The 26,677-nt window shown below is 59.0% G+C and carries 22 protein-coding genes and 1 pseudogene; 18 read left to right on the top strand and 5 right to left on the bottom strand.

Going from position 1 to position 26,677, the window contains the following annotated elements:
* Positions 1–20: 20 nt before the first annotated feature.
* Positions 21–1,319 carry an amino-acid N-acetyltransferase gene (argA, locus tag JFT87_RS03200; RefSeq protein ID WP_201198711.1) on the top strand — a complete coding sequence of 433 codons (1,299 nt, stop codon included), beginning with the start codon at positions 21–23 and terminating at the stop codon, positions 1,317–1,319.
* Positions 1,320–1,401: 82 nt separating this feature from the next.
* Here argA and tauA read toward each other — a convergent pair whose 3' ends face one another.
* A complete protein-coding gene (gene tauA / locus JFT87_RS03195) occupies positions 1,402–2,388 on the bottom strand; it encodes a taurine ABC transporter substrate-binding protein (protein ID WP_446739723.1) in 987 nt (328 codons plus the stop codon).
* A gap of 367 nt (positions 2,389–2,755) precedes the next feature.
* Between tauA and JFT87_RS03190 the strand changes: the two genes are divergently transcribed.
* From JFT87_RS03190 to JFT87_RS03155, 8 genes are all read left to right on the top strand, one after another.
* A complete protein-coding gene (locus JFT87_RS03190; protein ID WP_201198709.1) occupies positions 2,756–4,087 on the top strand; it encodes an OprD family porin in 1,332 nt (443 codons plus the stop codon).
* 296 nt (positions 4,088–4,383) lie between these two features.
* Positions 4,384–5,022 carry a peroxiredoxin gene (locus JFT87_RS03185; protein ID WP_201198707.1) on the top strand — a complete coding sequence of 213 codons (639 nt, stop codon included), beginning with the start codon at positions 4,384–4,386 and terminating at the stop codon, positions 5,020–5,022.
* A gap of 316 nt (positions 5,023–5,338) precedes the next feature.
* Positions 5,339–5,932 (top strand): NADPH-dependent FMN reductase, encoded by a 594-nt coding sequence (gene ssuE / locus JFT87_RS03180; protein WP_201198704.1) that lies wholly within the window; start codon positions 5,339–5,341, stop codon positions 5,930–5,932.
* A 101-nt stretch (positions 5,933–6,033) separates the two neighbouring features.
* Positions 6,034–6,999, top strand: coding sequence for a sulfonate ABC transporter substrate-binding protein (locus tag JFT87_RS03175; protein WP_201198702.1), 966 nt, complete (start codon positions 6,034–6,036; stop codon positions 6,997–6,999).
* 25 nt (positions 7,000–7,024) lie between these two features.
* Entirely contained in the window at positions 7,025–8,173 is a 1,149-nt protein-coding gene (gene ssuD, locus JFT87_RS03170) for an FMNH2-dependent alkanesulfonate monooxygenase (RefSeq protein WP_149660253.1), read from the top strand.
* Between the two features lie 9 nt (positions 8,174–8,182).
* Positions 8,183–8,965, top strand: coding sequence for an aliphatic sulfonate ABC transporter permease SsuC (gene ssuC / locus JFT87_RS03165; RefSeq protein ID WP_201198698.1), 783 nt, complete (start codon positions 8,183–8,185; stop codon positions 8,963–8,965).
* Entirely contained in the window at positions 8,962–9,768 is an 807-nt protein-coding gene (ssuB, locus tag JFT87_RS03160) for an aliphatic sulfonates ABC transporter ATP-binding protein (protein ID WP_201198695.1), read from the top strand. Before ssuC ends, ssuB begins: the two co-directional genes overlap by 4 nt.
* A 34-nt stretch (positions 9,769–9,802) precedes the next feature.
* Positions 9,803–10,018, top strand: coding sequence for a TOBE domain-containing protein (locus JFT87_RS03155; protein WP_003229256.1), 216 nt, complete (start codon positions 9,803–9,805; stop codon positions 10,016–10,018).
* A 203-nt stretch (positions 10,019–10,221) separates the two neighbouring features.
* Here JFT87_RS03155 and JFT87_RS03150 read toward each other — a convergent pair whose 3' ends face one another.
* Positions 10,222–10,860 carry a TetR/AcrR family transcriptional regulator gene (locus tag JFT87_RS03150; RefSeq protein WP_201198694.1) on the bottom strand — a complete coding sequence of 213 codons (639 nt, stop codon included), beginning with the start codon at positions 10,858–10,860 and terminating at the stop codon, positions 10,222–10,224.
* A 289-nt stretch (positions 10,861–11,149) separates the two neighbouring features.
* Positions 11,150–12,526 carry a glutamine synthetase family protein gene (locus tag JFT87_RS03145; RefSeq protein ID WP_201190203.1) on the bottom strand — a complete coding sequence of 459 codons (1,377 nt, stop codon included), beginning with the start codon at positions 12,524–12,526 and terminating at the stop codon, positions 11,150–11,152.
* Between the two features lie 278 nt (positions 12,527–12,804).
* On the opposite strand from JFT87_RS03145, the pseudogene JFT87_RS03140 reads away from it, so the two are divergent.
* From JFT87_RS03140 to JFT87_RS03105, 8 genes and pseudogenes are all read left to right on the top strand, one after another.
* A pseudogene (locus JFT87_RS03140) lies at positions 12,805–13,086 on the top strand (gamma-glutamyl-gamma-aminobutyrate hydrolase family protein); the annotation flags it as partial.
* Between the two features lie 134 nt (positions 13,087–13,220).
* On the top strand, positions 13,221–14,579 hold the full coding sequence (locus JFT87_RS03135) for a glutamine synthetase family protein (RefSeq protein ID WP_201198692.1): 1,359 nt from the start codon (positions 13,221–13,223) through the stop codon (positions 14,577–14,579).
* 56 nt (positions 14,580–14,635) lie between these two features.
* Entirely contained in the window at positions 14,636–16,000 is a 1,365-nt protein-coding gene (locus JFT87_RS03130) for an aspartate aminotransferase family protein (RefSeq protein ID WP_201198690.1), read from the top strand.
* Positions 16,001–16,183: 183 nt separating this feature from the next.
* Entirely contained in the window at positions 16,184–17,278 is a 1,095-nt protein-coding gene (locus tag JFT87_RS03125) for a polyamine ABC transporter substrate-binding protein (RefSeq protein ID WP_201205058.1), read from the top strand.
* A gap of 188 nt (positions 17,279–17,466) precedes the next feature.
* Positions 17,467–18,564 carry a polyamine ABC transporter substrate-binding protein gene (locus tag JFT87_RS03120; RefSeq protein WP_201198689.1) on the top strand — a complete coding sequence of 366 codons (1,098 nt, stop codon included), beginning with the start codon at positions 17,467–17,469 and terminating at the stop codon, positions 18,562–18,564.
* Between the two features lie 73 nt (positions 18,565–18,637).
* Entirely contained in the window at positions 18,638–19,780 is a 1,143-nt protein-coding gene (locus tag JFT87_RS03115) for an ABC transporter ATP-binding protein (RefSeq protein WP_201198688.1), read from the top strand.
* 35 nt (positions 19,781–19,815) lie between these two features.
* Positions 19,816–20,697 carry an ABC transporter permease subunit gene (locus JFT87_RS03110; RefSeq protein ID WP_201205056.1) on the top strand — a complete coding sequence of 294 codons (882 nt, stop codon included), beginning with the start codon at positions 19,816–19,818 and terminating at the stop codon, positions 20,695–20,697.
* The gene (locus JFT87_RS03105) at positions 20,694–21,584 is read left to right on the top strand and encodes an ABC transporter permease subunit (RefSeq protein WP_201198687.1); all 891 of its coding nucleotides are present in this window, start codon (positions 20,694–20,696) and stop codon (positions 21,582–21,584) included. Before JFT87_RS03110 ends, JFT87_RS03105 begins: the two co-directional genes overlap by 4 nt.
* Before the next feature lie 156 nt (positions 21,585–21,740).
* On the opposite strand, the gene JFT87_RS03100 is transcribed toward JFT87_RS03105, so the two are convergent.
* Positions 21,741–22,382, bottom strand: a complete 642-nt coding sequence (locus JFT87_RS03100) for an HD domain-containing protein (protein ID WP_201198685.1) — start codon at positions 22,380–22,382, stop codon at positions 21,741–21,743.
* Positions 22,383–23,190: 808 nt separating this feature from the next.
* Here JFT87_RS03100 and JFT87_RS03095 point away from each other — a divergent pair.
* The gene (locus tag JFT87_RS03095; protein WP_201198683.1) at positions 23,191–24,156 is read left to right on the top strand and encodes a GlxA family transcriptional regulator; all 966 of its coding nucleotides are present in this window, start codon (positions 23,191–23,193) and stop codon (positions 24,154–24,156) included.
* Between the two features lie 114 nt (positions 24,157–24,270).
* Here the strand turns inward: JFT87_RS03095 and JFT87_RS03090 are convergent, their stop codons facing one another.
* Positions 24,271–26,673, bottom strand: a complete 2,403-nt coding sequence (locus tag JFT87_RS03090; protein ID WP_201198674.1) for a penicillin acylase family protein — start codon at positions 26,671–26,673, stop codon at positions 24,271–24,273.
* Positions 26,674–26,677: the final 4 nt, after the last annotated feature.

The following is a 26,677-nucleotide window of genomic DNA, read 5'->3' as shown; positions in this document are numbered from 1 at the left end:
TTTATTACAGGCCCAGGTTCATGCCCGAATACGTTAATTGGCTTCGTCACGCATCTCCTTACATCAATGCCCACCGCGATTGCACGTTCGTCGTCATGCTGCCCGGCGACGGTGTGGAGCATCCGAACTTCGGCAATATCGTCCACGACCTGGTGCTGTTGCACAGCCTCGGCGTGCGACTGGTGCTGGTTCATGGTTCCCGTCCGCAAATCGAAACCCGCCTCGCCGCCCGCGGCCTGATCCCGCACTACCACCACGGGATGCGCATCACCGATGCCGCGACCCTGGAATGCGTGATCGATGCGGTCGGTCAACTGCGTATCGCCATTGAAGCGCGGTTGTCCATGGACATGGCCTCGTCGCCGATGCAGGGCTCGCGGCTGCGGGTGGCCAGCGGCAACCTGGTGACGGCACGGCCGATTGGCGTGCTCGAAGGCGTCGACTATCACCACACCGGCGAAGTGCGCCGGGTCGACCGCAAGGGCATCAATCGCCTGCTGGACGAGCGCTCCATCGTGCTGCTGTCGCCGCTGGGCTACTCGCCGACCGGTGAGATTTTCAACCTGGCGTGTGAAGACGTCGCCACCCGTGCTGCCATCGACCTCGGCGCGGACAAACTGCTGCTGTTCGGCGCGGACCTGGGCTTGATCGATGAACACGGTCGCCTGGTTCGCGAATTGCGCCCACAACAGGTGCCGGCGCATCTGCAACGCCTGGGCAGCAACTATCAGGCTGAGTTGCTGGATGCGGCGGCTGAAGCGTGTCGCGGCGGCGTGGCGCGTAGCCATATCGTCAGCTACGCCGAAGACGGTGCGCTGCTGACCGAACTGTTCACCCGCGACGGTGGCGGCACGTTGGTGGCCCAGGAACAATTCGAGCTGGTGCGCGAAGCGGCGATTGAAGACGTCGGTGGTTTGCTGGACTTGATCAGCCCGTTGGAAGAGCAGGGGATTCTGGTACGCCGTTCCCGTGAAGTGCTGGAACGTGAGATCGAGCAGTTCAGCGTGGTCGAGCGCGAAGGCATGATCATCGCCTGCGCGGCGCTGTATCAGATTGCCGATTCGGATGCCGGGGAACTGGCCTGTCTGGCGGTGAACCCGGAGTATCGCCATGGCGGTCGTGGCGATGAACTGTTGGAACGGATCGAAACCCGTGCCCGGGCGCAGGGTCTGAAAACCCTGTTCGTGCTGACCACCCGGACCGCTCACTGGTTCCGCGAGCGTGGGTTCGAGCCAAGCAGCGTCGAGCGCCTGCCGTCGGCGCGGGCGTCGCTGTACAACTATCAGCGTAATTCGAAGATCTTCGAAAAGACCCTCTGACCGAGTTGTTCCATTCGCGAGCAGGCTCGCTCCCACATTTGGTCAATGAATCCATGTGGGAGCGAGCCTGCTCGCGAAGCTTTTATTGCGCTACGAACTTCGCGCTAACGTACGGCGAGTAATCCGGCAGCACCGTTTCGACCTTTCCTTGCTCCTTCAAAAACTTCGCAGTCTCACCAATTGCCTTGGCCGTGCCGCCGTCCAGCAGTGCGCTGGTCTGTTGTGCCTTGGCATCCGGGAAGTTTGAGCCGGCCAGCAATTCCGGCACGTCGGCGGCATTGGCTCCGGTCAGTTTGGCGATTTTCTGCACCGGCACCGAGTCGGCAGTCCAGCTGTCTTTATGGGCGGCATAGTCGGCGAACGAGTCCAGGGTGACCTTGGCGAATTTCGCCACCACCTCTGGATGCTTCTCGGCGTAATCCTTGCGCGCGACCCAGACCTCGAAGGTCGGCGCACCCCATTGGCCGACCTGTGCGGCATCGGTCAAGGTCTTGCCGGTCTTACGAATTTCCCCCAGCGCCGGTGACCAGACAAATGCGCCGTCGATGTCGCCACGCTTCCAGGCAGCGGCGATTTCAGCAGGTTGCAGGTTCACCACTTTGACTTTTGAGGCATCGAGGCCCCAATGCTTCAGTGCGCCGAGCAGGCTGTAATGGGACGTTGAAACGAAGGGCGTGGCGATGGTCTTGCCGATCAAATCTTCCGGTTTATTGATGCCGCTGCCATTACGCACAACCAAGGCTTCGGCGGCGTTGATCTGGGCGGAAACGATAAACGCGACGATTGGCAGATTGCGTGAAGCGGCCGCGGCCAGGGGGCTGGAACCAAGGTTGCCGATCTGCACATCGCCGGAGGCAATGGCGGTGACCACTTCCGGGCCGCTATTAAAACGCCGCCAGTCAATTTTCTGTCCAATGGCTGTCTCATAAGTGCCATCTGCCTGAGGTACTTTGCTCGGGTCGATACCGGTCTGATAGCCCACCGTGAGGTTGGCCGCTTGAGCACCACAGGAAATTAATATCGATATACAAACTGTAACAATTTGACTGGATAGTGCGCGTTTGGCCATCATGGCGTCGCCTTTTCGATAGGGGTTGACGAATTGAAGATGTGTCAACGCTAAGCGATCTAAAAAAAGGCTAATAAATACCATTTAGTAATTAGCTTATGAGCCGATACCTGATGTCCCGGTGCGGTTTCGCAGTGATGAGCTATATTCCATTGCGGTATGAAAAAGAATGAAATAATTCTTTTTGGGTTTATGAGTAATTCATTACCCTGCAGGGACCAAATCACTGCGGTTAGACGAAGGTCGTAGACATGGTTGGTAACGATTGACTTATTGGTCACGGTCTGGCGCTAATCGCGCATCTTCGGATCCAGGGCATACGACCCAGGACCAGATACACAAGAATTAGAACGAGAGGAGCGAAACAATGAACAAGTCCACTTTGGCCCTGGCAGTGGCCGTAGGGGTTTTGGCGCAGCAGGCAGGCGCCGCCGGTTTCATCGAAGACAGCAAGGCTACCTTGGGTCTGCGTAACTTCTACATCAACACCGATAACCGCGATGGCACTGGCGCGAACAAGAACGAAGAGTGGGGCCAAGGCTTCGATCTGCGTTTCATCTCGGGTTACACCCAAGGTACTGTTCAGTTCGGCGTTGATGCGATCGGCCTGTACGGCGTGCGTCTGGATTCCAGCCCGGCCAAGAGCGGTAACTCCAGCGGCACTTCTTCTGGCGGCACCGTGTTCCCGAGCGATGGCAACAGTGCTGTTCCAGACTTCGGAAGCCTGGGTCTGACCGGTAAGGTCAAGATCTCCCAGACCGAACTGAAAGTCGGCACCCTGATGCCGAACAACCCGGTCATCAAGTACAACGATGGTCGTCTGCTGCCACAAACCTTCACCGGTGGTCAGCTCACTTCGAACGAAATCAAAGACCTGACCCTGACCGCTGGTCAAATCGAGTCCGCCAAAGGCCGTAACTCCAGCAACGATGCAGATCTGTCGATCGCTGGCGCCAACAAAGGCTCCAACTACGACACCGGCCAGTTCAGCAACAAGTTCTACTACGCTGGCGCTGACTACAAGATCACCAAGGATCTGACCGCTTCGTACTACTACGGTGAGCTGAAAGACTTCTACTCGCAGAACTTCCTGGGCCTGGTGCACAACTGGTCCATCGGTCCTGGCGTCCTGAAAAGTGACCTGCGTTACTACCGCAGCCGCGACAACGGTGCCAACGGCGATACTGCTGCCTACTTCACCTCCGGTTACTATCCGGACAACAAGACCAAAACCGCTGGTAAAGTCGACAACGACCTTTACAGCTACCTGGCCTTGTACTCGGTTGAAGGTCACACCTTCGGCGGCGGCTACCAGTACACCAAGGGCGACAGCGACTTCCCTTGGCTGAACCAGGGTGACGGCTCGTCCAACAGCACCATCACCGACATGCAGATCCAGAAGTTTGCCCGTGCTGGCGAACGTACCTGGCAAGCTCGCTATGCCTATGACTTCGCCAAAGTCGGCCTGCCAGGCCTGACTGCTGGTGTGATCTACCTGCGTGGCAACAACATCGACAGCACCGCTGGTGAGAAGACCGAGTGGGAACGTGACCTGACCGTAGGTTATGTTGTTCCACAAGGTCCGCTGAAAAACCTCGGTGTTGCCTGGAAGAACGCCATGTGGCGCACCGACCTGGCCAGCACTCGCGATCAAGACGAAAACCGTCTGATCGTCAGCTACTCGATCCCGCTGTTGTAATAGCGTGACCTTGTAAGTCTGAGTAAAAAAAGCCCCGCCCGGCACCACGCCGAGCGGGGCTTTTACATTTCCGAGTCAGGCTCACCCCCGTAAACCTTCCCCGAAATTCCCCTCTGTGCAGCTACTCAAGGCCTTCTCGAACCTTGTGAGCGATGTTCGTCTCGATGACCGTGCAGGTCCAGTGAACAGATCTTTAATATTCATTTATGATCTAAATAAATCGATATTTATTCTTTTTAAACTATAAGAAACACAGGCACAGTTGAGCTCATCAAGCACTCACCAGGAGCAGCACCATGAGCCTCAGACTTGGCGACATCGCCCCCGACTTCGAACAGGATTCCAGCGCCGGCACCATCCGTTTCCACGAATGGCTGGGCGATAGCTGGGGCGTGCTGTTTTCCCACCCGGCGGACTTCACCCCGGTGTGCACCACCGAACTGGGCTTCACCGCCAAGCTCAAGGATGAATTTGCCCTGCGCGGCGTAAAAGCCATCGCGCTGTCCGTCGACCCGGTGGATTCGCACCACAAGTGGATCGAGGACATCAACGAAACCCAGAACACGATCGTCAACTTCCCGATCCTGGCCGACGCTGATCGCAAGGTCTCGGACCTGTACGACCTGATTCACCCGAATGCCAACGACACCCTGACGGTGCGCTCGCTGTTCGTAATCGACCCGAACAAGAAGGTTCGGTTGACCATCACTTATCCGGCCAGCACCGGTCGCAACTTTCATGAAATCCTGCGGGTGATCGACTCGCTGCAACTCACCGATAACTACAAAGTGGCCACCCCGGCCAACTGGCAGGACGGTGATGAAGTGGTGATCGTGCCGTCGCTCAAGGACGAAGACGAAATCAAGAAACGCTTTCCCAAGGGTTATCGCGCGGTGAAACCGTACCTGCGCCTGACGCCGCAACCGAATCGTTGATCTGAAATACTGCCCCTGTAGGAGCGAGGCTTGCCCGCGAAGAGGCCATCACGTCCGACATTGATGCTGGCCATGATGACGCCTGCGCGGGCAAGCCTCGCTCCTACAGGTGGGGCATGCATTCTCAAAGCAGGGGATTTCAGGCCGTTTCGACGGCCTTTTTTTTGCCTGAATTTGGGTGTTCTGTATAGATCTACAAAGAATAACTAAATGAATAAATATGATTTATGGATATATAAATCACCTGTTAAGGTCACTTCCATCAAAGCGAGATCGCGCACGGCGAATCGCTAACACCGCTCAAGGAATCATCTGAATGCTGGTCGTCTCACTCGGTGGCAGCCCCAGCCAACGCTCTCGTTCCGGGGTGCTGCTGGAGCGTTCGCAGCGCTGGTTGCAAGAACAAGGTGTGGAAGTGGTGAGTTATCAGGTACGGGACTTCCCGGCTGAAGACTTGCTGCATGCCCGCTTCGACAGCCCGAAGGTGATCGACCTGCTGCAACAGATTGAAAACGCCGATGGCCTGCTCATCGCCACGCCGGTCTACAAGGCATCGTTCTCCGGCGCTCTGAAAACTGTATTGGATCTGCTCCCCGAGCGGGCCCTGGCCCACAAAGTGGTGTTGCCAATGGCCACCGGCGGCAGCATCGCCCACATGTTGGCGGTGGACTACGCACTCAAACCAGTGCTCTCGGCATTGAAGGCCCAGGAAATGCTCCACGGGATTTTCGCCGTGGACAGCCAGATCGCTTACGGCGAAGGCAGCGCCCAGGCGCTGTTGGCGCCCGAGTTGGAAGAACGACTGAATGAATCACTGGAGCTGTTTTTCAGCGCCATGGCGCGACGGCCCAAGCCGATCGACCCGAACCTGCTGAACGAACGTTTGTTGAGTGCTCGCTGGAGCATTTAAGCCGGCACTTAAGCCACCCCTGAATTTGAAGTCCTCACCTTACTCAGCCGCTAACGGCCAAGCAGGTGCAGCCAAAACCCAACAGCAAATAGGAGAGCGCTATGCGCACTGTCATTTTGCGTCGTGGTCTGGTCGCTCTGTTTGTGGCGGCTGTGTCCTTCGGCGTTATTTCTCAAGCACAAGCCGAGACTTTGCGAATCGGCTATCAAAAGTACGGCACCCTGGTGCTGCTCAAAGCCAAAGGCACGTTGGAAAAACGCCTCGCCGCCCAAGGTGTGGACGTGCAATGGACTGAATTCCCCGGCGGCCCGCAGCTGCTGGAAGGCCTGAACGTCGGCTCCATCGACTTCGGTGTCACCGGTGAAACGCCTCCGGTATTCGCCCAGGCGGCCGGCGCCGATCTGCTCTACGTCGCCTACGAACCGCCAGCGCCGCACAGCGAAGCGATCCTGGTGCCGAAGGACTCGACAATCAAATCCGTAGCGGACCTCAAGGGCAAGAAAGTCGTCCTGAACAAAGGCTCCAATGTTCACTACCTATTGGTCCGGGCGCTGGAAGACGCCGGCCTCAAATACACCGACATCCAGACCGTATTCCTGCCGCCCGCCGATGCCCGCGCTGCGTTCGAGCGCGGCAGCGTCGATGCCTGGGTGATCTGGGACCCGTACCAGGCTGCCGCCGAACAGCAACTGCAAGCGCGCACCCTGCGCGATGGCCAGGGCATCGTCGACAACCATCAGTTCTACCTGGCGACCAAACCCTACGCGCAGAAAAATCCCGAGGTGATCAAGGCCCTTGTCGAGGAAGTGCGCGCGGTCGGTGAATGGTCCAAGGCCAATCCCGAAGACGTCACCAAACAAGTTTCGCCTCTGCTCGGCCTGCCGGCAGACATCACCCTGACCTCGGTGAAACGCCAGGGCTACGGCGCGTTGTTCCTCACGCCGGAAGTGGTCGCCGCCCAACAGAAAATCGCCGACAGCTTCTACCAGCTCAAGCTGATTCCCAAGCCCTTGAGCATCAAAGACGTGATCTGGACGCCACCGGCAGCCGTTGCCAAAGCGCAGTAATTCGATTTCCTAAGGAGACCACTCCATGAGCCTCAATATTTTCTGGTTCCTGCCTACCCACGGCGACGGCCATTACCTTGGCACCGCCGAAGGCGCTCGCGCCGTTGACCACGGTTACCTGCAACAGATCGCCCAAGCGGCGGATCGCCTGGGTTTCGGCGGTGTGCTGATTCCCACCGGTCGCTCTTGCGAAGACTCGTGGCTGGTGGCCGCATCGCTGATCCCGGTCACCCAGCGTTTGAAATTCCTTGTCGCCCTGCGCCCCGGGATCATTTCCCCAACGGTGGCCGCGCGGCAAGCGGCGACACTGGATCGCTTGTCCGGCGGTCGTGCGCTGTTCAACCTGGTGACGGGTGGTGATCCGGATGAATTGGCCGGCGACGGTTTGTTCCTCAGCCACGAAGAGCGTTATCAGGCCTCGGTAGAATTCACCCGCATCTGGCGCCGCGTGCTGGAAGGCGAAACCGTCGATTACGACGGCCAGCACATCAGCGTTAAGGGCGCCAAGTTGCTCTATCCGCCGATCCAGCAACCGCGTCCGCCGCTGTACTTCGGTGGTTCGTCGGAAGCCGCGCAGGACCTGGCCGCCGAACAGGTGGAAATGGTCCTGACCTGGGGCGAACCACCGGCCGCCGTGGCCGAGAAAATTGAGCAAGTGCGGGCCAAAGCCGCGAAGCTCGGTCGCACCGTACGCTTCGGCATTCGCCTGCATGTGATCGTGCGTGAAACCAACGAGGAAGCGTGGGCCGCGGCGGATCGACTGATCTCCCATGTGGACGACGAGACCATCGCTCGGGCCCAGGCTTCGCTGTCGCGGTTCGATTCGGTGGGTCAGCAACGTATGGCCGCACTGCATGGCGGTAGCCGCGACAACCTGGAAGTCAGCCCCAATCTCTGGGCCGGTGTTGGCTTGGTGCGCGGCGGCGCCGGCACCGCATTGGTGGGCGATGGCCCGACCGTGGCCGCGCGCATGAAGGAATACGCGGACCTGGGCATCGACACGTTCATCTTCTCCGGTTATCCACACCTGGAAGAGGCTTACCGCGTCGCCGAATTGCTGTTCCCGCACATTGACGTGCAGCGCCCGGAACAGCCCCAAGGTGCCAACTTCGTCAGCCCGTTTGGCGAGATGGTGGCCAACGACATCCTCCCTAAAGCCGCGTCCCAGAGCTGAGGCGCCGCCATGAAGAAAATTATCCACACCCTCGCGCCCTGGGCGTTGCCGGTGTTGTTGCTGGCGGTGTGGCAGTTATCGGTGTCGGCGGGTTGGTTGTCGACACGGATTCTGCCGGCACCCATCGCGGTGATCGAAGCCGGCGTGAGCCTGGTGCGCAGCGGCGAAATCTGGACTCACCTCGCCATCAGTGGCTGGCGTGCGGCGCTGGGTTTCACCATTGGCGGCAGCATTGGTCTGGCGTTGGGCTTCATCACCGGCTTGTCGAAGTGGGGCGAGCGCCTGCTCGACAGTTCGGTACAGATGATCCGTAACGTACCGCACCTGGCGCTGATTCCACTGGTGATCCTCTGGTTCGGCATCGATGAGTCGGCGAAGATTTTCCTGGTGGCGTTGGGCACGTTGTTCCCGATCTACCTCAATACCTATCACGGCATCCGCAACGTCGATCCGGCGCTGGTGGAGATGGCGCGCAGTTACGGCTTGTCCGGTTTCAGTCTGTTCCGTCAGGTGATCCTGCCGGGTGCACTGCCTTCGATTCTGGTCGGTGTGCGTTTCGCGCTGGGCTTTATGTGGCTGACGCTGATCGTCGCCGAAACCATTTCCGCCAGCTCCGGCATCGGCTATCTGGCGATGAATGCGCGAGAGTTCTTGCAGACCGACGTGGTGGTGCTGGCGATTCTGTTGTACGCGGTGCTCGGCAAACTGGCCGACCTTGCGGCCCGTGGACTGGAGCGTGTCTGGCTACGCTGGCATCCGGCGTATCAGGTTGCCAAAGGAGGTGCCGCATGACTGCTCAACAACCTCCACGCCTGCTGCGCGGGATTCCGCTGGCGGTGCGCAAACTGCAAAAGACTTTTGGTTCGCGGCAAGTGCTGCGCGAGATCGACCTGCACATTCCGGCCGGTCAATTCGTCGCCGTGGTCGGTCGCAGCGGTTGCGGCAAAAGCACTTTGCTGCGCTTGCTCGCTGGTCTCGACCTGCCCACGGGCGGCGAATTGCTGGCCGGTTCTGCGCCTTTGAGTGATGCCCGGGAAGACACGCGATTGATGTTCCAGGAAGCGCGTCTGCTGCCATGGAAAAAGGTTATCGACAACGTCGGCCTCGGGCTCAAGGGCAACTGGCGGCCGAAAGCGCTCGATGCGCTGGAAGCTGTCGGTCTGGCGGATCGTGCCAATGAGTGGCCGGCGGCCTTGTCCGGTGGCCAGAAGCAACGTGTGGCCCTGGCCCGCGCGCTGATCCATCAACCGCGCTTGCTGCTGCTGGACGAACCCCTAGGCGCCCTGGATGCCCTGACCCGAATTGAAATGCAGCAACTGATCGAACGGCTCTGGCAAAAGCACGGTTTCACCGTGTTGCTGGTGACCCACGACGTCAGTGAAGCGGTGGCGATTGCCGATCGGGTGATCCTGATCGAAGAGGGCGAAGTCGGCCTCGACCTGCACGTGGAACTGCCGCGCCCTCGGGTTCGTGGCTCCCATCGGCTGGCGGCGCTGGAAACCGAAGTCCTCAACCGTGTGCTGTCACTGCCCGGCGAGCCGCCGGAGCCGGAACCTGTTTCACCATTGCCTACGCAACTGCGCTGGGCGCAATAACTCACGCCTCATCTCAACGACAGGAATCAACATCATGACTATCAAAGCCATCAACGTTCGTAACCAGTTCAAAGGCTCGATCAAAGAAATCGTGCTGGGTGACGTGCTGTCGGAAATCGACGTGCAAACCGCTTCCGGGATCGTCACTTCAGTGATCACCACCCGTTCGGTGAAAGAGCTGGAACTGGTGGTCGGCAGCGAAGTAATCGCGTTCGTGAAATCCACCGAGGTGTCGATCGCCAAGTTGTAAACGCGTGCATTACGAACAACCCTGGAGGGTGTGAGCCCTTCGGGGATTTTTATGCGAGTGAATCAGTGAGTTCGGTGGTGTGGCATTCGCGAGCAAGCCCGCTCCCACAGGGGATTTGTGCCGAACACAAATTCCATGCTCATTGAAGATCAATTGTGGGAGCGGGCTTGCTCGCGAAGAGGCCATTGAAGCCACTAGAGAACTCAGGCTGAAAGGGTGCGCTTGGGCAAGTAGGGCGGCAGATAAAGCCCCAAATACGCATCAAACACCCGCATCCCTTCCTCAGCCATGCGCGGTGTGATCTGCCCATGCAGTTGCACCGAGCGCGCATACACCCGATCTCCCAGCTCCATCGCCAACGCAAACACATCCACATCCATCGGCAGCCTCGGCAGCTCGAAGTGGTGATCGAACAGTTTGTGCATCAGGTCGCCCAGTTCGATGTCGTGCTGGCGGTCGGCCTGGGTGACTTCGGTCAGGCCGTGCTGGGCGAGGATCAGTTGCCGGGCGGCCGCGTCTTCGCCGTAGATGTCGAGCATGCGCTGTTCCACCAGTCGTGACAGGTCACGCCAGCTGTGGAGGGCTTCGTGGTTGATCGGCGCTTGCAGGCAGGCGCGGAATGCTGCGTGGACGTCGGCGGTCAAGGCTTCGAGCAGGGCCGGGACGCTGGCGAAGAAGTGGTAGACCGAGGACGGCGGGATCTGCGCGCGCTCGGCGACGCTGTAGATCGACAGGCTGGCCACGCCCTCGGCGGCGAGCAGCGTGCGGGCGGCATCGAGTATCGAATCGATCCGGGCCTGGCTGCGTGCGCGGGGTTTGCGAATAGGGGCGGGGCGCGTCATTGGAGTCTCCTGCGGGGCAGCGGGCATTGTACGCAGAGCGGGCGGATGTTCCATATCCCCTGTGGCCCTCAGTGATTCACTGTGGCGAGGGAGCTTGCTCCCGTTGGAGGCCGTAGGACTCCCTTTAATACGCAATGCGGTTCTGTCAGGCACACCGCATTGACTGGTTTTTTGGGGTGGCTTCGCGACCCAGCGGGAGCAAGCTCCCTCGCCACAGGGGTTGATGGCGGCCATAAAAAAACGCCGTCGGCCTTATCAGCCGGCGGCGTTTCTTTTTTACTGCAACCACTTACACGGTATGCAGGTACCAGTTGTACTCAAGGTCGGAGATGGAGTGTTCGAACTCCTCCAGCTCACTTTCCTTACAAGCCACAAAGATATCGATGTATTTCGGATCGATGTACTTGGCCATGACTTCGCTGTCGTCCAGCTCACGCAATGCGTCGCGCAGGTTGTTCGGCAGGCTTTGCTCGTTCTGCTCGTAGGAGTTGCCTTCTACGGGCGCGCCCGGCTCGATCTTGTTGGTCAAGCCGTGGTGAATACCGGCCAGAACCGAAGCCATCAGCAGGTACGGGTTGGCATCGGCGCCGGCAACGCGGTGTTCGATACGTACGGCATCGGACGAGCCGGTCGGTACGCGAATCGCTACGGTGCGGTTGTCCAGGCCCCAGCACGGCGAGTTCGGCACGTAGAACTGTGCGCCGAAACGACGGTACGAGTTGACGTTCGGGCAGAGGAAAGCCATCTGCGCCGGTAGGGTCTCGAGCACACCGCCGATCGCGTGACGCAATGCGGCGTTCTGCTCGGGATCCTCACTGGCAAAAATATTCTTGCCGTCTTTGTCGAGAATCGAAATGTGCACGTGCAGACCGTTACCCGCCTGGCCTGGGTAAGGCTTGGCCATGAAGGTGGTGTCCATCTCATGGTCGTAGGCGATGTTCTTGATCAGGCGCTTGAGCAACACCGCGTAGTCGCAAGCCTTGATCGGGTCGGCCACGTGGTGCAGGTTCACTTCGAACTGCGCCGGGGCACTTTCCTTGACGATGGCGTCGGCCGGGATGCCTTGCTCTTTCGCACCTTCCAGAATGTCCTGGAGGCAATCGACATATTCGTCGAGGTCGTCGATCAGGTAGACCTGTGTCGAGTGCGGACGTTTGCCGGAGATCGGCGAGCGAGGTGGTTGCGGTCGACCGTTCACGTTCTCCTGGTCGATCAGGTAGAACTCCAGTTCGAACGCGGCGCAGATCGTCAGACCCAGGTCATCGAACTTGGTCACGACTTGACGCAAGACTTCGCGAGGATCGGCGAAGAAAGGTTCACCTTCGATTTCGTGCATGGTCATTAACAGTTGCGCGGTAGGGCGCTTCTGCCAAGGCTCATTGCACAGGGTGTCGGGAATTGGATAGCAGATTCGGTCAGCATCGCCGATGTCCAGACCCAGGCCGGTGCTTTCCACCGTAGAGCCATTGATATCCAGAGCAAATAGAGAGGCCGGCAGGTTGATGCCTTTCTCGTAAACCTTGTGGAGGCTGGTGCGTTCAATGCGCTTGCCGCGCACCACACCATTCATATCCGCAATCAGAAGGTCAACGTACAGAACCTCAGGATGTTCCTTAAGGAACGCGTTCGCTTCGTTAAGCTGAACGGCACGCGGGGGTACCGACATGATGCAACACCTTTGTTGTTAAAAATATCAATCATTGATCTCTTCGGGTTTCAGTCAACCCGAACGGCATGCCGAAGTCAAGCGAGGCCTTTTTTGCCCTAAAAAAGCGCTCGCAGGGCTTTTTTGAGGCACTTTGGGGCGTTTTTTTGCCTTTAAGCGCTTTGGTGCCCGCGGGCTTGAGCGGGCCGTGTTGTATTTTTTACGGGGGTGTTGTGTAAAAAAATGAACAAGGCTAAGCTCGATTCAAACCCATAACACCAATAATACCGGGGTGCTTCATGTCTCGCCTGCCGTTAATCGGCGTCACCATCTGCTCTAGGCAGATAGGTCTGCATGCTTATCACATCAGTGGCGACAAATACGTACATGCCATGGCCTCAGTTGCCAAAGGCGTGCCGTTGATTCTTCCGTCTTTGGCGGATCCGCTGGCCCCGTCCGATATTCTGGACGGTCTGGATTGCATTCTCTTTACTCGCTCTCCCTCCAATATAGAACCGTTTCACCGTGGCAGCCCAGCCAATAAGCCGGGTTCTGCTCATGATTCTGCACGCACATCTAGCTTTCGCTGACCCTCTCCAGGGTCGCGACGGGTATTTGTGCCCGGCCATTGCAGTGGCAATCTGTATCACGCGACGCCGACGCGTCAAACAACGCCTGACTTATAAGAGTCAGGAAACTCAGCCTAGAGGCATTTATGAGTAACAACCTCGACCAGCTCACCGATTGGTTGAAAGACCACAAGATCACAGAAGTCGAATGCATGATCGCCGACTTGACCGGGATCACCCGGGGCAAGATTTCGCCGACCAACAAGTTCATTGCTGAAAAAGGCATGCGCCTGCCCGAGAGCGTTCTGTTGCAGACCGTGACCGGCGACTACGTCGAAGACGACATCTATTACGAACTGCTCGACCCGGCCGACATCGACATGATCTGCCGCCCCGACCAGAACGCGGTGTTCCTGGTGCCTTGGGCTATCGAGCCTACCGCTCAGGTGATCCACGACACCTACGACAAGCAAGGCAACCCGATCGAGCTGTCACCGCGCAACGTGCTCAAGAAGGTCCTGAAACTCTATTCCGACAAGGGCTGGCAGCCGATCGTGGCGCCGGAAATGGAGTTTTACCTGACCAAGCGCTGCGAAGACCCGGACTTCCCGCTGCAACCGCCGATTGGCCGTTCCGGTCGCCCGGAAACCGGTCGCCAGTCGTTCTCGATTGAAGCAGCGAACGAATTCGATCCGCTGTTCGAAGACGTCTACGACTGGTGCGAACTGCAAGAGCTGGACCTCGACACGCTGATCCACGAGGACGGCACGGCGCAGATGGAAATCAACTTCCGTCACGGCGATGCCCTGTCCCTGGCCGACCAAATCCTGGTGTTCAAACGCACCATGCGCGAGGCCGCGCTCAAGCACAACGTGGCGGCGACCTTCATGGCCAAGCCCATGACCGGCGAGCCGGGCAGTGCGATGCACTTGCACCAAAGCATCATCGACATCGAGACCGGCAAGAACGTCTTCTCAAATGAAGACGGGACCATGAGCCAGTTATTCCTGCATCACATCGGCGGTTTGCAGAAGCTGATCCCCGAGCTGTTGCCGCTGTTCGCCCCGAACGTCAACTCGTTCCGCCGCTTCCTGCCGGACACCTCGGCACCGGTGAACGTGGAGTGGGGCGAAGAAAACCGCACCGTGGGCCTGCGCGTACCGGATGCCGGCCCGCAGAACCGTCGGGTGGAAAACCGCCTGCCGGGCGCCGACGCCAACCCGTACCTGGCGATTGCCGCGAGCCTGCTCTGCGGTTATGTCGGCATGGTCGAAAACTTGAACCCAAGTGCGCCGGTAGTGGGCCGTGGCTATGAACGCCGCAACCTGCGCCTGCCACTGACCATCGAAGACGCGCTGGACCGGATGGAAAACAGCGCGACGATCGAGAAATACCTGGGCAAAAAATTCATCACTGGCTACGTCGCGGTCAAGCGGGCCGAGCATGAAAACTTCAAGCGCGTGATCAGTTCGTGGGAGCGGGAATTCCTGCTCTTCGCCGTCTGATGCGCCGGGCGCGGCTGTGTCTAGCTGCGCTCTAACCAATAACAAGGAGAATTCGCATGACCAGCAATAACCCGCAAACCCGTGAATGGCAGGCGCTGAGCAACGATCACCATCTGGCGCCGTTCAGCGACTTCAAACAGCTTAAAGAGAAAGGCCCGCGCATCATCACCAGCGCCAAGGGCGTTTACCTCTGGGACAGCGAAGGCAACAAGATCCTCGACGGCATGGCTGGCCTGTGGTGCGTAGCCATCGGTTACGGTCGTGATGAACTGGCCGACGCCGCCAGCAAACAAATGCGCGAGCTGCCTTATTACAACCTGTTCTTCCAGACCGCTCACCCGCCGGTGTTGGAACTGGCCAAAGCCATCGCCGACATCGCGCCAGAAGGCATGAACCACGTGTTCTTCACCGGTTCCGGTTCCGAAGGCAACGACACCATGCTGCGCATGGTTCGTCACTACTGGGCGATCAAAGGCCAGCCGAAGAAGAAAGTCATCATCAGCCGCAAGAACGGCTATCACGGTTCCACCGTGGCCGGCGCGAGCCTGGGTGGCATGACTTATATGCACGAACAAGGCGACTTGCCGATCCCGGGTATCGTCCACATCGCCCAGCCGTACTGGTTCGGTGAAGGTGGCGACATGAGCCCGGAAGAGTTCGGTATCTGGGCCGCCAATCAGTTGGAAGAGAAAATTCTGGAAGTCGGCGTGGACAACGTCGGTGCCTTTATTGCCGAACCCATCCAGGGTGCCGGCGGCGTGATCGTTCCGCCTGAAAGCTACTGGCCGCGCATCAAGGAAATCCTCGCCAAGTACGACATTCTGTTCGTGGCCGACGAAGTGATCTGCGGTTTCGGCCGTACCGGTGAGTGGTTCGGTAGTGATTACTACGACCTCAAGCCCGACATGATGACCATCGCCAAAGGCCTGACGTCCGGCTACATCCCGATGGGTGGCCTGATCGTGCGTGACGACGTGGTGGCGGTGCTCAATGAGGGCGGCGATTTCAACCATGGCTTCACCTATTCCGGTCACCCGGTGGCCGCTGCGGTGGCACTGGAAAACATCCGTATCCTGCGCGAAGAAAAAATTATCGAGCGCGTTCACGCAGAAACGGCACCCTATTTGCAAAAGCGTCTACGGGAACTGAGCGATCACCCGTTGGTGGGGGAAGTGCGCGGCGTTGGTCTGTTGGGGGCCATCGAACTGGTCCAGGACAAGGCCACTCGCAAGCGTTACGAAGGCAAGGGCGTCGGCATGATTTGCCGCACGTTCTGCTTCGACAACGGCCTGATCATGCGTGCCGTGGGCGACACCATGATCATTGCTCCGCCACTGGTGATTACACCGGCTGAAATCGATGAGCTGGTGGCCAAGGCGCGCAAGTGCCTGGACCTGACCCTGAGTGCCTTGCAGGCCTAAGTGCTAGGCTCTGGGCGGGGTGCGAAGACGGCACTTCGCCCGGAGTAAACAAAGGATGGGTCTTTCCTTGAAAGCCTGCCTTGTAACTTGCCAGACTACCGTTTGTTCGGATGCCCAGTAACAGGCCGCTGAGCACGTGGTTAAAAAGAAAAAATTGGAGCATTACCCATGAAGGCATTAGGTATGAAGATAGCTGGCAAGACCCTCCTCGCCATGTCCCTGATGGGCGTGATGGCGGGTGCAGTACAGGCCGATGACAAGGTGCTGCATATCTACAACTGGTCCGACTACATTGCACCGGACACCATCGCGAACTTCGAGAAAGAGTCCGGGATCAAGGTGGTGTACGACGTTTTCGACAGTAACGAAACCCTGGAAGCCAAGTTGCTGGCAGGCAAGTCCGGCTACGACGTCGTCGTGCCGTCGAACAACTTCCTCGCCAAGCAGATCAAGGCCGGCGTTTACCAGGAGCTGGACAAGTCCAAGCTGTCCAACTACGGCAACCTGAACAAATCGCTGCTCAAAGCGGTTTCCATCAGCGACCCGGACAACAAACACGCCTTCCCTTACATGTGGGGCTCGATCGGTATCGGTTACAACCCCGAGAAGGTCAAGGCTGCACTGGGCGTCGACACAATCGATTCCTGGGACATCCTGTTCAAGCCTGAAAACATCGCCAAGCTCAAAGGCTGCGGTGTGAGTTTCCTCGATTCGCCGACCGAAATGCTGCCAGTCGCGCTGCATTACCTGGGCCTGCCTACCGACAGCCAGAAGAAAGAAGACATCAAGAAAGCCGAAGATCTGTTCCTGAAGATTCGTCCTTCGGTCACTTACTTCCACTCGTCCAAGTACATCTCCGACCTGGCCAACGGCAACATCTGCGTAGCCGTCGGTTACTCGGGTGACGTGCAGCAAGCCAAGTCCCGCGCTGCTGAAGCCGGTGACAAGGTGAAAGTCAGCTACGCCATTCCAAAAGAAGGCGCTGGCAGCTTCTACGACATGGTCGCGATCCCTAAGGATGCGGAAAACGTCGACGGTGCCTACAAGTTCATGAACTACCTGTTGCAGCCGAAAGTGATGGCCGACATCACCAACGCCGTGCGTTTCCCTAACGGTAACGCCGAAGCAACCCAGTACGTGAACAAGGAAATCACTTCGGACCCGGGCATCTACCCGTCCGCCGAAGTGCAGGCCAAGCTGTATGCGATCGCTGATTTGCCAGCGGCCACTCAGCGTGAGCTGACCCGCAGCTGGACCAAGATCAAATCCGGTAAATAAGCCGATTTGAAGCCACATCCTGTTGCCGTTGCCTGCGCGGTGGCGGCAACAGGAATAATTAAATGACAGAAAGTTTTGCTGGAACGGTTTATCGAGGGTAAGTTGCGCGCCGGTTTTGTTGCTGGGCAGCTAAGGCTGTCATGTAACACGGGGCAACTTGGGCCCAACTAATTTTAGAGGACCTCCACTTGCCTATTTTTTCTTTGTTGCGCAATGCCCTGCTGGTCGGCGCCGGACTGACGATTGCCGTCAGTGTCCAGGCTGCGCCCACAGTGCATATTTATAATTGGTCGGATTACATCGCTCCAAACACCTTGGCCGATTTCCAGAAGGCCACCGGCATCAAACCGGTTTACGACGTGTTCGATTCCAACGAAACCCTGGAAGGCAAGTTGCTGGCCGGGCGTACCGGTTATGACGTGGTCGTGCCGTCCAACCACTTCCTCGGCAAGCAGATCAAGGCCGGCGCATTCCAGAAACTCGACCGCTCGCAACTGACCAACTACGCCAACCTCGACCCGGTGCTGCTCAAGCGCCTGGAACAGAACGATCCGGGCAACCAGTACGCCGTGCCGTACCTGTGGGGCACCAACGGCATCGGTTACAACGTCGACAAGATCAAGGAAGTGCTGGGCGTCGACAAGATCGATTCCTGGAGCGTGCTGTTCGAGCCGGAAAACATCAAGAAGCTGCACAGTTGCGGCGTGGCGTTCCTCGATTCCGCCGATGAAATGATGCCGACAGTCCTCAACTACATGGGCCTGAACGCCAACAGCACCAACCCCGAAGACTACAAAAAGGCCGAAGCCAAGTTGCTCGCGGTGCGGCCTTACGTGACCTACTTCCACTCGTCCAAGTACATCTCGGACCTGGCCAACGGCGACATCTGCATCGCGATCGGGTTCTCCGGTGACATGTTCCAGGCCCGGTCCCGCGCAGCCGAAGCCGGCAAAGGCGTGAAGGTCGCTTACACCATCCCGAAAGAGGGCGGCGCGCTGTGGTTCGACATGCTGGCGATTCCAAAGGATTCGAGCAATGTCAAAGAAGCCCACGCGTTCATCAACTATTTGCTGAAACCTGAGGTGATTGCCCAGGTCAGTGATTCGGTCGGCTATGCCAACCCTAATCCAGGGTCGGACAAACTGATGGAACAGTCCATCCGCACCGACGTAGCGGTTTATCCACCGCAAGCAGTGCTCGACAAGACCTACGTGTCGGTCGAGTTACCACCGAACATTCAACGTTTGATGACCCGCAGCTGGACCAAGGTCAAGTCGGGTAAATAGCTTCAAGGCTCAAACTATCCAAGGTTGGCTCACCTCGAGCGAACTGCACTCTTTTTTTCTGGGAGTTTCGTAAATGGCAGTTGCCTCCGGCGCCTATAAGAAAGCCCTCGAGGGCGACCAATCACCTAAACAGGTGTTGGTCAAAATCGACCGGGTCACGAAGAAGTTCGACGAGACGATTGCGGTGGACGATGTGTCCCTGGAAATCAAAAAGGGTGAAATCTTTGCCCTGCTCGGCGGTTCGGGATCGGGCAAATCCACCTTGCTGCGGATGCTCGCAGGGTTCGAACGGCCCACGGAGGGGCGCATTTACCTCGACGGCGTCGACATCACCGAGATGCCGCCGTACGAGCGACCGATCAACATGATGTTCCAGTCCTACGCCTTGTTCCCGCACATGACCGTGGCGCAGAACATCGCCTTCGGCCTCAAGCAAGACAAGATCTCGTCGTCGGAAGTCGATGCCCGCGTGACTGAAATGCTCAAGCTGGTACAGATGAGCCAGTACGCCAAGCGCAAGCCGCATCAGTTGTCCGGTGGCCAGCGTCAGCGTGTAGCCCTGGCGCGTTCGTTGGCCAAGCGGCCGAAGCTGTTGCTGCTCGACGAACCGATGGGTGCACTGGATAAAAAACTCCGTTCGCAGATGCAACTGGAGTTGGTCGAGATCATCGAACGCGTCGGCGTAACCTGCGTCATGGTGACCCACGATCAGGAAGAGGCCATGACCATGGCCGAGCGCATCGCGATCATGCACCTGGGCTGGATCGCCCAGATCGGCAGCCCGATCGACATCTACGAAACCCCGACCAGCCGTCTGGTCTGCGAGTTCATCGGCAACGTCAACATCTTCGAAGGTGAAGTGATCGACGACGCCGAAGGCCACGCGACCATCACCTGCAAAGACCTGGATCGCCAGATCTACGTCGGCCACGGCATCAGCACCTCGGTGCAGGACAAGTCCGTTACCTACGCGATTCGCCCGGAAAAACTGCTGGTCACCGCCGAAATGCCGACCTGCCAATACAACTGGTCCAGCGGCAAGGTCCACGACATTGCCTACCTCGGCGGCCATTCGGTGTTCTACGTCGAATTGCCGAGCGGCAAACTGGTGCAGTCGTTCGTTGCCAACGCCGAGCGCCGTGGCCAGCGTCCGACCTGGGGCGATCAGGTCTACGTGTACTGGGAAGACGACAGCGGCGTGGTACTTCGCTCATGAACATGCGCAAACTCAAACGCCGACTCAATCGAATAATTCCCGGTGGCCGCCAACTGGTCATCGGGGTTCCGTTCATCTGGCTGTTCATGTTCTTCATGCTGCCGTTCTTCATCGTCTTGAAGATCAGCTTCGCCGAAGCCGACGTGGCGATCCCGCCGTACACCGAGATCTATAGCTTCGTCGACCAGAAGCTCCAGGTGCTGTTGAACCTGGGCAACTACGCGATGCTCGGCGACGACGAGTTGTACATCGCTGCCTACCTCGGCTCGCTGAAGATGGCGTTTTTCAGCACCATCCTCTGCCTGCTGATTGGCTATCCGATGGCCTACGCCATCGCAAGCGCCCGTAAAGAGCTGCAAACGGTGCTGGTGCTGCTGATCATGATGCCGACCTGGACCGCGATCCTGATCCGCGTTTACGCGTGGATGGGCATCCTCAGCAACAACGGCCTGCTCAACGGTTTCCTGATGAGCATGGGCTGGATCAACGAGCCGTTGCAGATCCTCAACACCAACCTGGCGGTCTACATCGGCGTGGTTTATTCGTACCTGCCGTTCATGATCCTGCCGCTCTACGCCAACTTGGTGAAGCACGACCATAGCCTGCTGGAAGCCGCGTCGGACCTCGGTTCGAGCACCTTCAACAGCTTCTGGAAGATCACTATTCCGCTGTCCAAGAACGGCATCATCGCCGGCTGCATGCTGGTGTTCATTCCGGTGGTGGGCGAGTTCGTGATCCCGGAACTGCTCGGCGGTCCGGAAACCCTGATGATCGGTAAAGTGCTCTGGCAAGAGTTCTTCAACAACCGCGACTGGCCGGTGGCGTCTGCCCTGGCGGTGGTGATGCTGTTGATCCTGATTGTGCCGATCATCCTGTTCAACCGTAGCCAGGCCAAAGAAATGGAGGGCAAAGAATGAAGCGCTTCAGTTTCTCGAGCTTTATGTTGGTGTTCGGTTTGCTGTTCATCTACGCGCCGATGCTGATCTTGGTGATCTACTCGTTCAACGCCTCGAAACTGGTAACAGTTTGGGGCGGCTGGTCGATCAAGTGGTACGTCGGCCTGCTCGACAACACCCAACTGATGGGCTCGGTGATGCGCTCGCTGGAAATCGCCTGCTACACCGCGATTGCCGCGGTGGCGTTGGGCACACTGGCCGCGTTTGTGCTGACTCGCATCACCCGATTCAAGGGCCGCACGCTGTTCGGTGGCCTGGTGACGGCGCCGTTGGTGATGCCGGAAGTGATCACCGGTCTGTCGCTGTTGCTGCTGTTCGTGGCCATGGCGCAGATGATCGGCTGGCCGCAGGAGCGTGGCATTGTAACGATCTGGATCGCCCACACGACGTTCTGTGCGGCGTATGTGGCGGTGGTGGTTTCGGCGCGTTTGCGTGAGCTGGACCTGTCCATCGAAGAAGCCGCCATGGACCTTGGCGCGCGGCCGTGGAAGGTGTTCTTCCTGATCACCATTCCGATGATCGCGCCATCGTTGGCGGCGGGCGGGATGATGTCCTTCGCGCTGTCGCTGGATGACCTGGTGCTGGCGAGCTTCGTCTCCGGCCCGGGTTCGACGACCCTGCCGATGGAAGTGTTCTCGGCGGTACGCCTGGGCGTGAAGCCTGAGATCAACGCCGTGGCCAGCCTGATCCTGTTGGCGGTATCGATCGTGACCTTCATGGTCTGGTTCTTCAGCCGCCGTGCCGAGGAAAGCCGCAAGCGGGCGATTCAGCAAGCGATCGAAGAAGGTGCTGCCGATTCCTGGAAGCAACCGGACGTGCGTCGGGCGCAGGCGCCGGAAGCGGCTTAAGCCACATCCGGACACTAGCGATGAAGCCTTGTGGTGAGGGGATTTATCCCCGTTGGACTGCGTAGCAGGCCCCTTCTGTTTAGATCAAGAGAGGGGTCGCTTCGCAACCCAACGGGGATAAATCCCCTCGCCACAGGACCTATTCCACAGTTGGATTTAGGCAGTCCAGGGGGATTGGCGGATGACCTCGACGAAGTTCATCGGCTTGAATTCCGGCTCCTGATCCTTCAGCACATCGGTCTTCACGTTGCCGAATGTGGTCTGCGGACGGTGGCGCAAGCCGTCGGCAAACGCGCAGATGATGCACTCCTTGAAACCTTCCCCACGCGGGTGCGCATGCACCACCGCTTCACGCTGTACGCTGCTGAACGCCGCGTAATCCATGCCCAGCACGTCCATCTCGACACCGGCAGTCACCAGCGCCACAGTCGGACGCAAATGCTTCGGCACGCCCGGCGTGGTGTGCAGGGCAATCGACAGCCACACCTGTTCGATGTCGTCATCGCTCAACCCGTAAGGCTTGAGAAACGCTGCTGCCGCATTGGCGCCGTCGACTTCAAAACGCTCGTCAGCGCTGCGATGACCTTCAACCAGACCGAGGTCATGGAACATTGCTCCGACGTAGAGCAGTTCAGGATCGTAGGCCAGTTGCTGGCGCTCACCGCTTAGCGCGCCGAACAAAAATACCCGGCGTGAGTGGTGATAGAGCAGATCGGATTCGATGTCGCGAATGTACTCGGTGGTGGCCCGGGCGAGGGCGCTGTCAGGGATTTTGATGCCGGCAATGGTCGTGCTCATGGGAGGTTTCCTCACTGAAACGCCGTCGTGGCGCTGATGGGCAAAGTCTGTTCCTGGCGCTGAAAGCGAACAATCGACGCATGGCTGCGATCCTTGCCAATCCACCTGCAAATCGTGCCAACTGCCCTTCACAAGCTGGTATGCCATCAATTGTGGCGAGGGGGCTTGCCCCCGTTCGGCTGCGCAGCAGTCGTAAATCCAGCGCATGAAGACTACCTGAAAAAATGCGGTCGTAGGTTCTGGGGCTGCTTCGCAACCCAACGGGGATAAATCCCCTCGCCACTGGGTTACAGGGGACTTCAAAAAACATGAATAAAACCAGCGTGCAGTCGCGCATGGCTGCGATCCTTGCCAATCCGCCTGCAATGCCAACTGCCCTTCACAAGTTGGAATGCCATCCATTTGTGGCGAGGGGATTTATCCCCGTTCGACTGCGCAGCAGTCGTAAATCCAGCCATGATGACTGCCTGACACAACGAGGTGTATGGTCTTGGGGCTGCTTCGCAACCCAACGGGGATAAATCCCCTCGCCACTGGGTTACAGGGGACTTCAAAAAACATGATTAAAACCAGCGTGCAGTCGCGCATGGCTGCGATCCTTGCCAATCCGCCTGCAATGCCAACTGCCCTTCACAACTTGGAATTCTATCCATTTGTGGCGAGGGGGCTTGCCCCCGTTCGGCTGCGAAGCAGTCGTAGACCGGTGCATGCGGACTACCTGAAAAAATGCGGTCGTAGGTTCTGGGGCTGCTTCGCAACCCAACGGGGGCAAGCCCCCTCGCCACTGGGTTACAGGGGACTTCGAACCATGCAAAAAACCGTCGCCATCGTGGTGTTTTCCGGCGTTCAGTCGCTGGACGTCACCGGGCCCATGGATGTGTTCGCCGAGGCCAATCGTTTTCTGGCGCCGCAGGATCACTATCGGCTGGAAGTGATCGGCGTCGAGCGCGGGATGATGCCGTGTTCCAACGGTTTGTCCTTGAACGCTCACCGGCATTTCAGCGAAGCGCTTGAGGCTTATGACTTGCTGCTGGTGGCCGGTGGGCCGCAGTTGCCGTTCATGGATTTTGGCGTGACGTTCGACGCCTGGCTGCGGGACGCGAGTGCGCGGGCGCAACGCTTTGGTTCGATCTGCAACGGCGCGTTCATGCTCGCCCGGGCCGGTTTGCTCGAAGGACGAACTGTCACAACTCATTGGGGCGACGCAGCTGCGTTGGCGGCGATGTGTCCGTCGACGCAGGTGGAGGCTGATCGTTTGTACGTGCAGGACGGCGAGCTTTACACCTCGGCCGGGGTAACGGCGGGGATTGATTTGTCGCTGTACCTGTTGGGTCTCGATCACGGCCCGGAAGTCGCACTCAGCGTCGCCAAACGCCTGGTCGTGTTCACCCAGCGCTCGGGCGGGCAATCGCAGTTCAGCCCGTTCCTCACACCTCACGCCGAACCGACTTCGGCGGTGGCGCTGGTGCAGCTCTATGTCCTCGCCAACCTCAACGGCGACCTGACCATCGCCGATCTCGCCAACGCCGCCAACATGAGCGCTCGCAACTTTTCCCGGGTGTTCGCCAAGGAAGCGAAAGTGACCCCGGCGGAATTCGTCGAGCGGGCGAGGGTGGATGCGGCGCGGGTGCTGCTGGAAAGTACGCGGTCGCCGCTCAAGACCGTGGCGTATCAATGCGGGTTTCGCGATGCCCAGCACATGCGCAGTGTGTTCAACCGCCGGCTCGGGGTGACACCGCAGCAGTTCAGGCTGAACTTTGCGGTTCTGCTCTGAGATTTAAGGTGTTGCTGATGGCTCTTTCGCGAGCAGGCTCGCTCCCACAGGGGAATGCATTGCAAATGTGGGAGCGGGCTTGCTCGCGAAGACGGCAATCCGAACAACAAAAAACTACCGCGCCGGCAACAGCTTCAACGTACTCCGGGTATTCGCCGTCACTTCTTCATCACTGAAATGCGCCTGCAAATAAACCCCTTCGATATACGCCTCAGCCTGGTCGTCATAGTGGCTGTCGAACGGCACGCCGCTCTGGCCGACCGGGTTGATGGTCAGGCTGTGGGCCGGGTCGGCGAAGTCGATCAGCCGCCGGGTCGACGGGCCATACGTCACTGGCCATGGCGCCGGGCCAATCTTGGCCGAGAGGTTGTTCGGTACTTCGTGGCTGCCGGGAGCGGCGAACGGGCCGACGTTGAAAATCCGGTCCAAAGGCTTCTGCATCCCCAGCGGATGACCGTGGGTCAGCGTGTGCGCCTTGCCCCACTGCCACTGGGTGAAATCAGCACCCAGCGTGGTCTTGAGGTGCGCAATGCTCGCCTGCCACGCGACCTTCACCGTGTCGGCGCGGGTTTCCTTGGCCGGGGTGTTGCGGTTGTCCCACCACGGCGAATCCGGGCTGGCGGCCAGGCGCGGTAACGCAGCGTCGATCACCCGGGTCGAGAGCAGCGTTTCAAAGAAGTCGTTGCCCAGTTCATCGCGCATCGTCGCGTCGGCCAGGTTGTACAGAAACTGGTTGAACACCGTGGCATTGATTGAATCCAGCGGGTAATCGCCTTGCCACTGGGCCAGTTGCTCCACCAGTTTCTGTTCGGCCGAGTCAGTGACCACTTCACGCAATACCGGCAGCAACGGCGCCAGCAAGCGCGGGCCGTAAGCGGTGGTGGTACCCAGTTGCAGCTTCTGGTTGGCGTCGTTGTCCCACTTCACGTTTTTGTCGTTGAGCTGGCGATTGAGCTGTTGACCGCGGTCGGCCAGGTTGTAGTAGCCGGGAATCTCCATGCCGGTGGGCGAGACGGGTTGGAAGTTGGCCGAGACGATATAGCCCCGCGCCGGGTTCTCTTCCTGGGGGTTGGCGCTGAACGGGTAGAAACCTTCCTTGTCCGCCTGACTGGTGCTGCCATCGAGGATGAAGCCCGGTTTCACTCCAGCCGGGCGCTTGGGCAGCAGGGCCGAGGCCCACCAGCCGATATCACCCTTGGCATTGGCGTAGACGATGTTCAACCCCGGCGCCTGAACCTTGGCCGCTGCGGCGCGGGCCTTGGCGAGGGTGTCGGCACGGTTGAGCTGATAGAAGCCTTCGAGAATCGGATTCGGGGTTTCGAGGAACGCCCACCACATGGCGACCGGCGTCTTGCCGGCGGCGGTGCCGAGCACGTCGTTGATGATCGGGCCATGAGGCGACTGACGCAGCGTCAGCGTGACCGGCGCCTGGCCTTTCACGGCGATCTGCTGTTCGGTGCTGACCATGTCCACCCACTTGCCGCGATACCAGACCTGGTTCGGGTTGTCCGGGTTGACCTTCTCGGCGATCAAGTCCAGGTCGTCATTCTGGAACATGGTCAGGCTCCAGCCGAAATCCAGGTTGTGCCCCAGGAACGCGAACGGCACCAACGCCTGATGGTGACCGTAAAGCTCAAAGCCCGGCGCCGACAGTTGCGCCTCGTACCACACCGACGGCACCGAGAAGCGAATGTGCGGGTCTCCGGCCAGCAGCGGCTTGCCACTTTTGCTGCGGTTACCGGAAATGACCCAGGCGTTGCTGCCCTCGAACTGCGGCAAGCCGTTCTCGGTCATGGCTTGTTCGCTCAGACGGGCGAGGGCGTTCAGGTCTTTCCAGTCGCTGGCGGCCAACGCCGGGCCGGGTTTGGCGCGGGCCTTGGCCAACACGCCTTTGGGCTGCCAGTCGAGGTCGAAGATGTTCAGGTAGTCGGGGCCGAGCTGATCGCGGACGTAGGTCAGCAATGGCTCGGTGCGAAACGCGGCGGCAAAGCTGTAGGCCATGTAGCCGGCGACGCTGATGCTGTCTTCGGCGGTGAAGGGGCGTTTGTGGATGCCCAGCACGTCAAACTCTGCGGGTGCAGCGTGGGTGTCCTGATATTGGTTGATCCCGTCCAGATAAGCTTGCAGGGCTTTCCACGCCGGTGACTGACGATCCAGCGCGGCCACATAGCTCTCGGCACGCTCGCGGATGCGCAGGCTGCGGAACAGTTTGTCGGTGTCCACCAGTTTCGGCCCGAGGACTTCCGCCAGTTCGCCACGGGCCAGCCGGCGCATGACCTCCATCTGGAACAAGCGGTCCTGGGCGTGGACGTAGCCGAGGGCGCGGTAGAGGTCGGTTTCGTTGTCGGCGCGGATATGCGGTACGCCGCGCTCGTCGTAGCGCACGGTCACCGAACCTTGCAGGTTGTTCAGCGTCACCTGGCCCTGGCGCGTCGGCTGCTTGCTGTAGATGTAGCCGCCCACGCCGATGGCGAGCGCGACGATCAGCAAGGCAAGTACGGTCAGGACGCGTTTCATGGTG

It is taken from the genome of Pseudomonas sp. TH15 (genome assembly GCF_016651105.1).
In the GTDB taxonomy this organism is placed as follows: Bacteria; Pseudomonadota; Gammaproteobacteria; order Pseudomonadales; family Pseudomonadaceae; genus Aquipseudomonas.
This window is presented reverse-complemented; position numbering and strand designations above follow the sequence as displayed.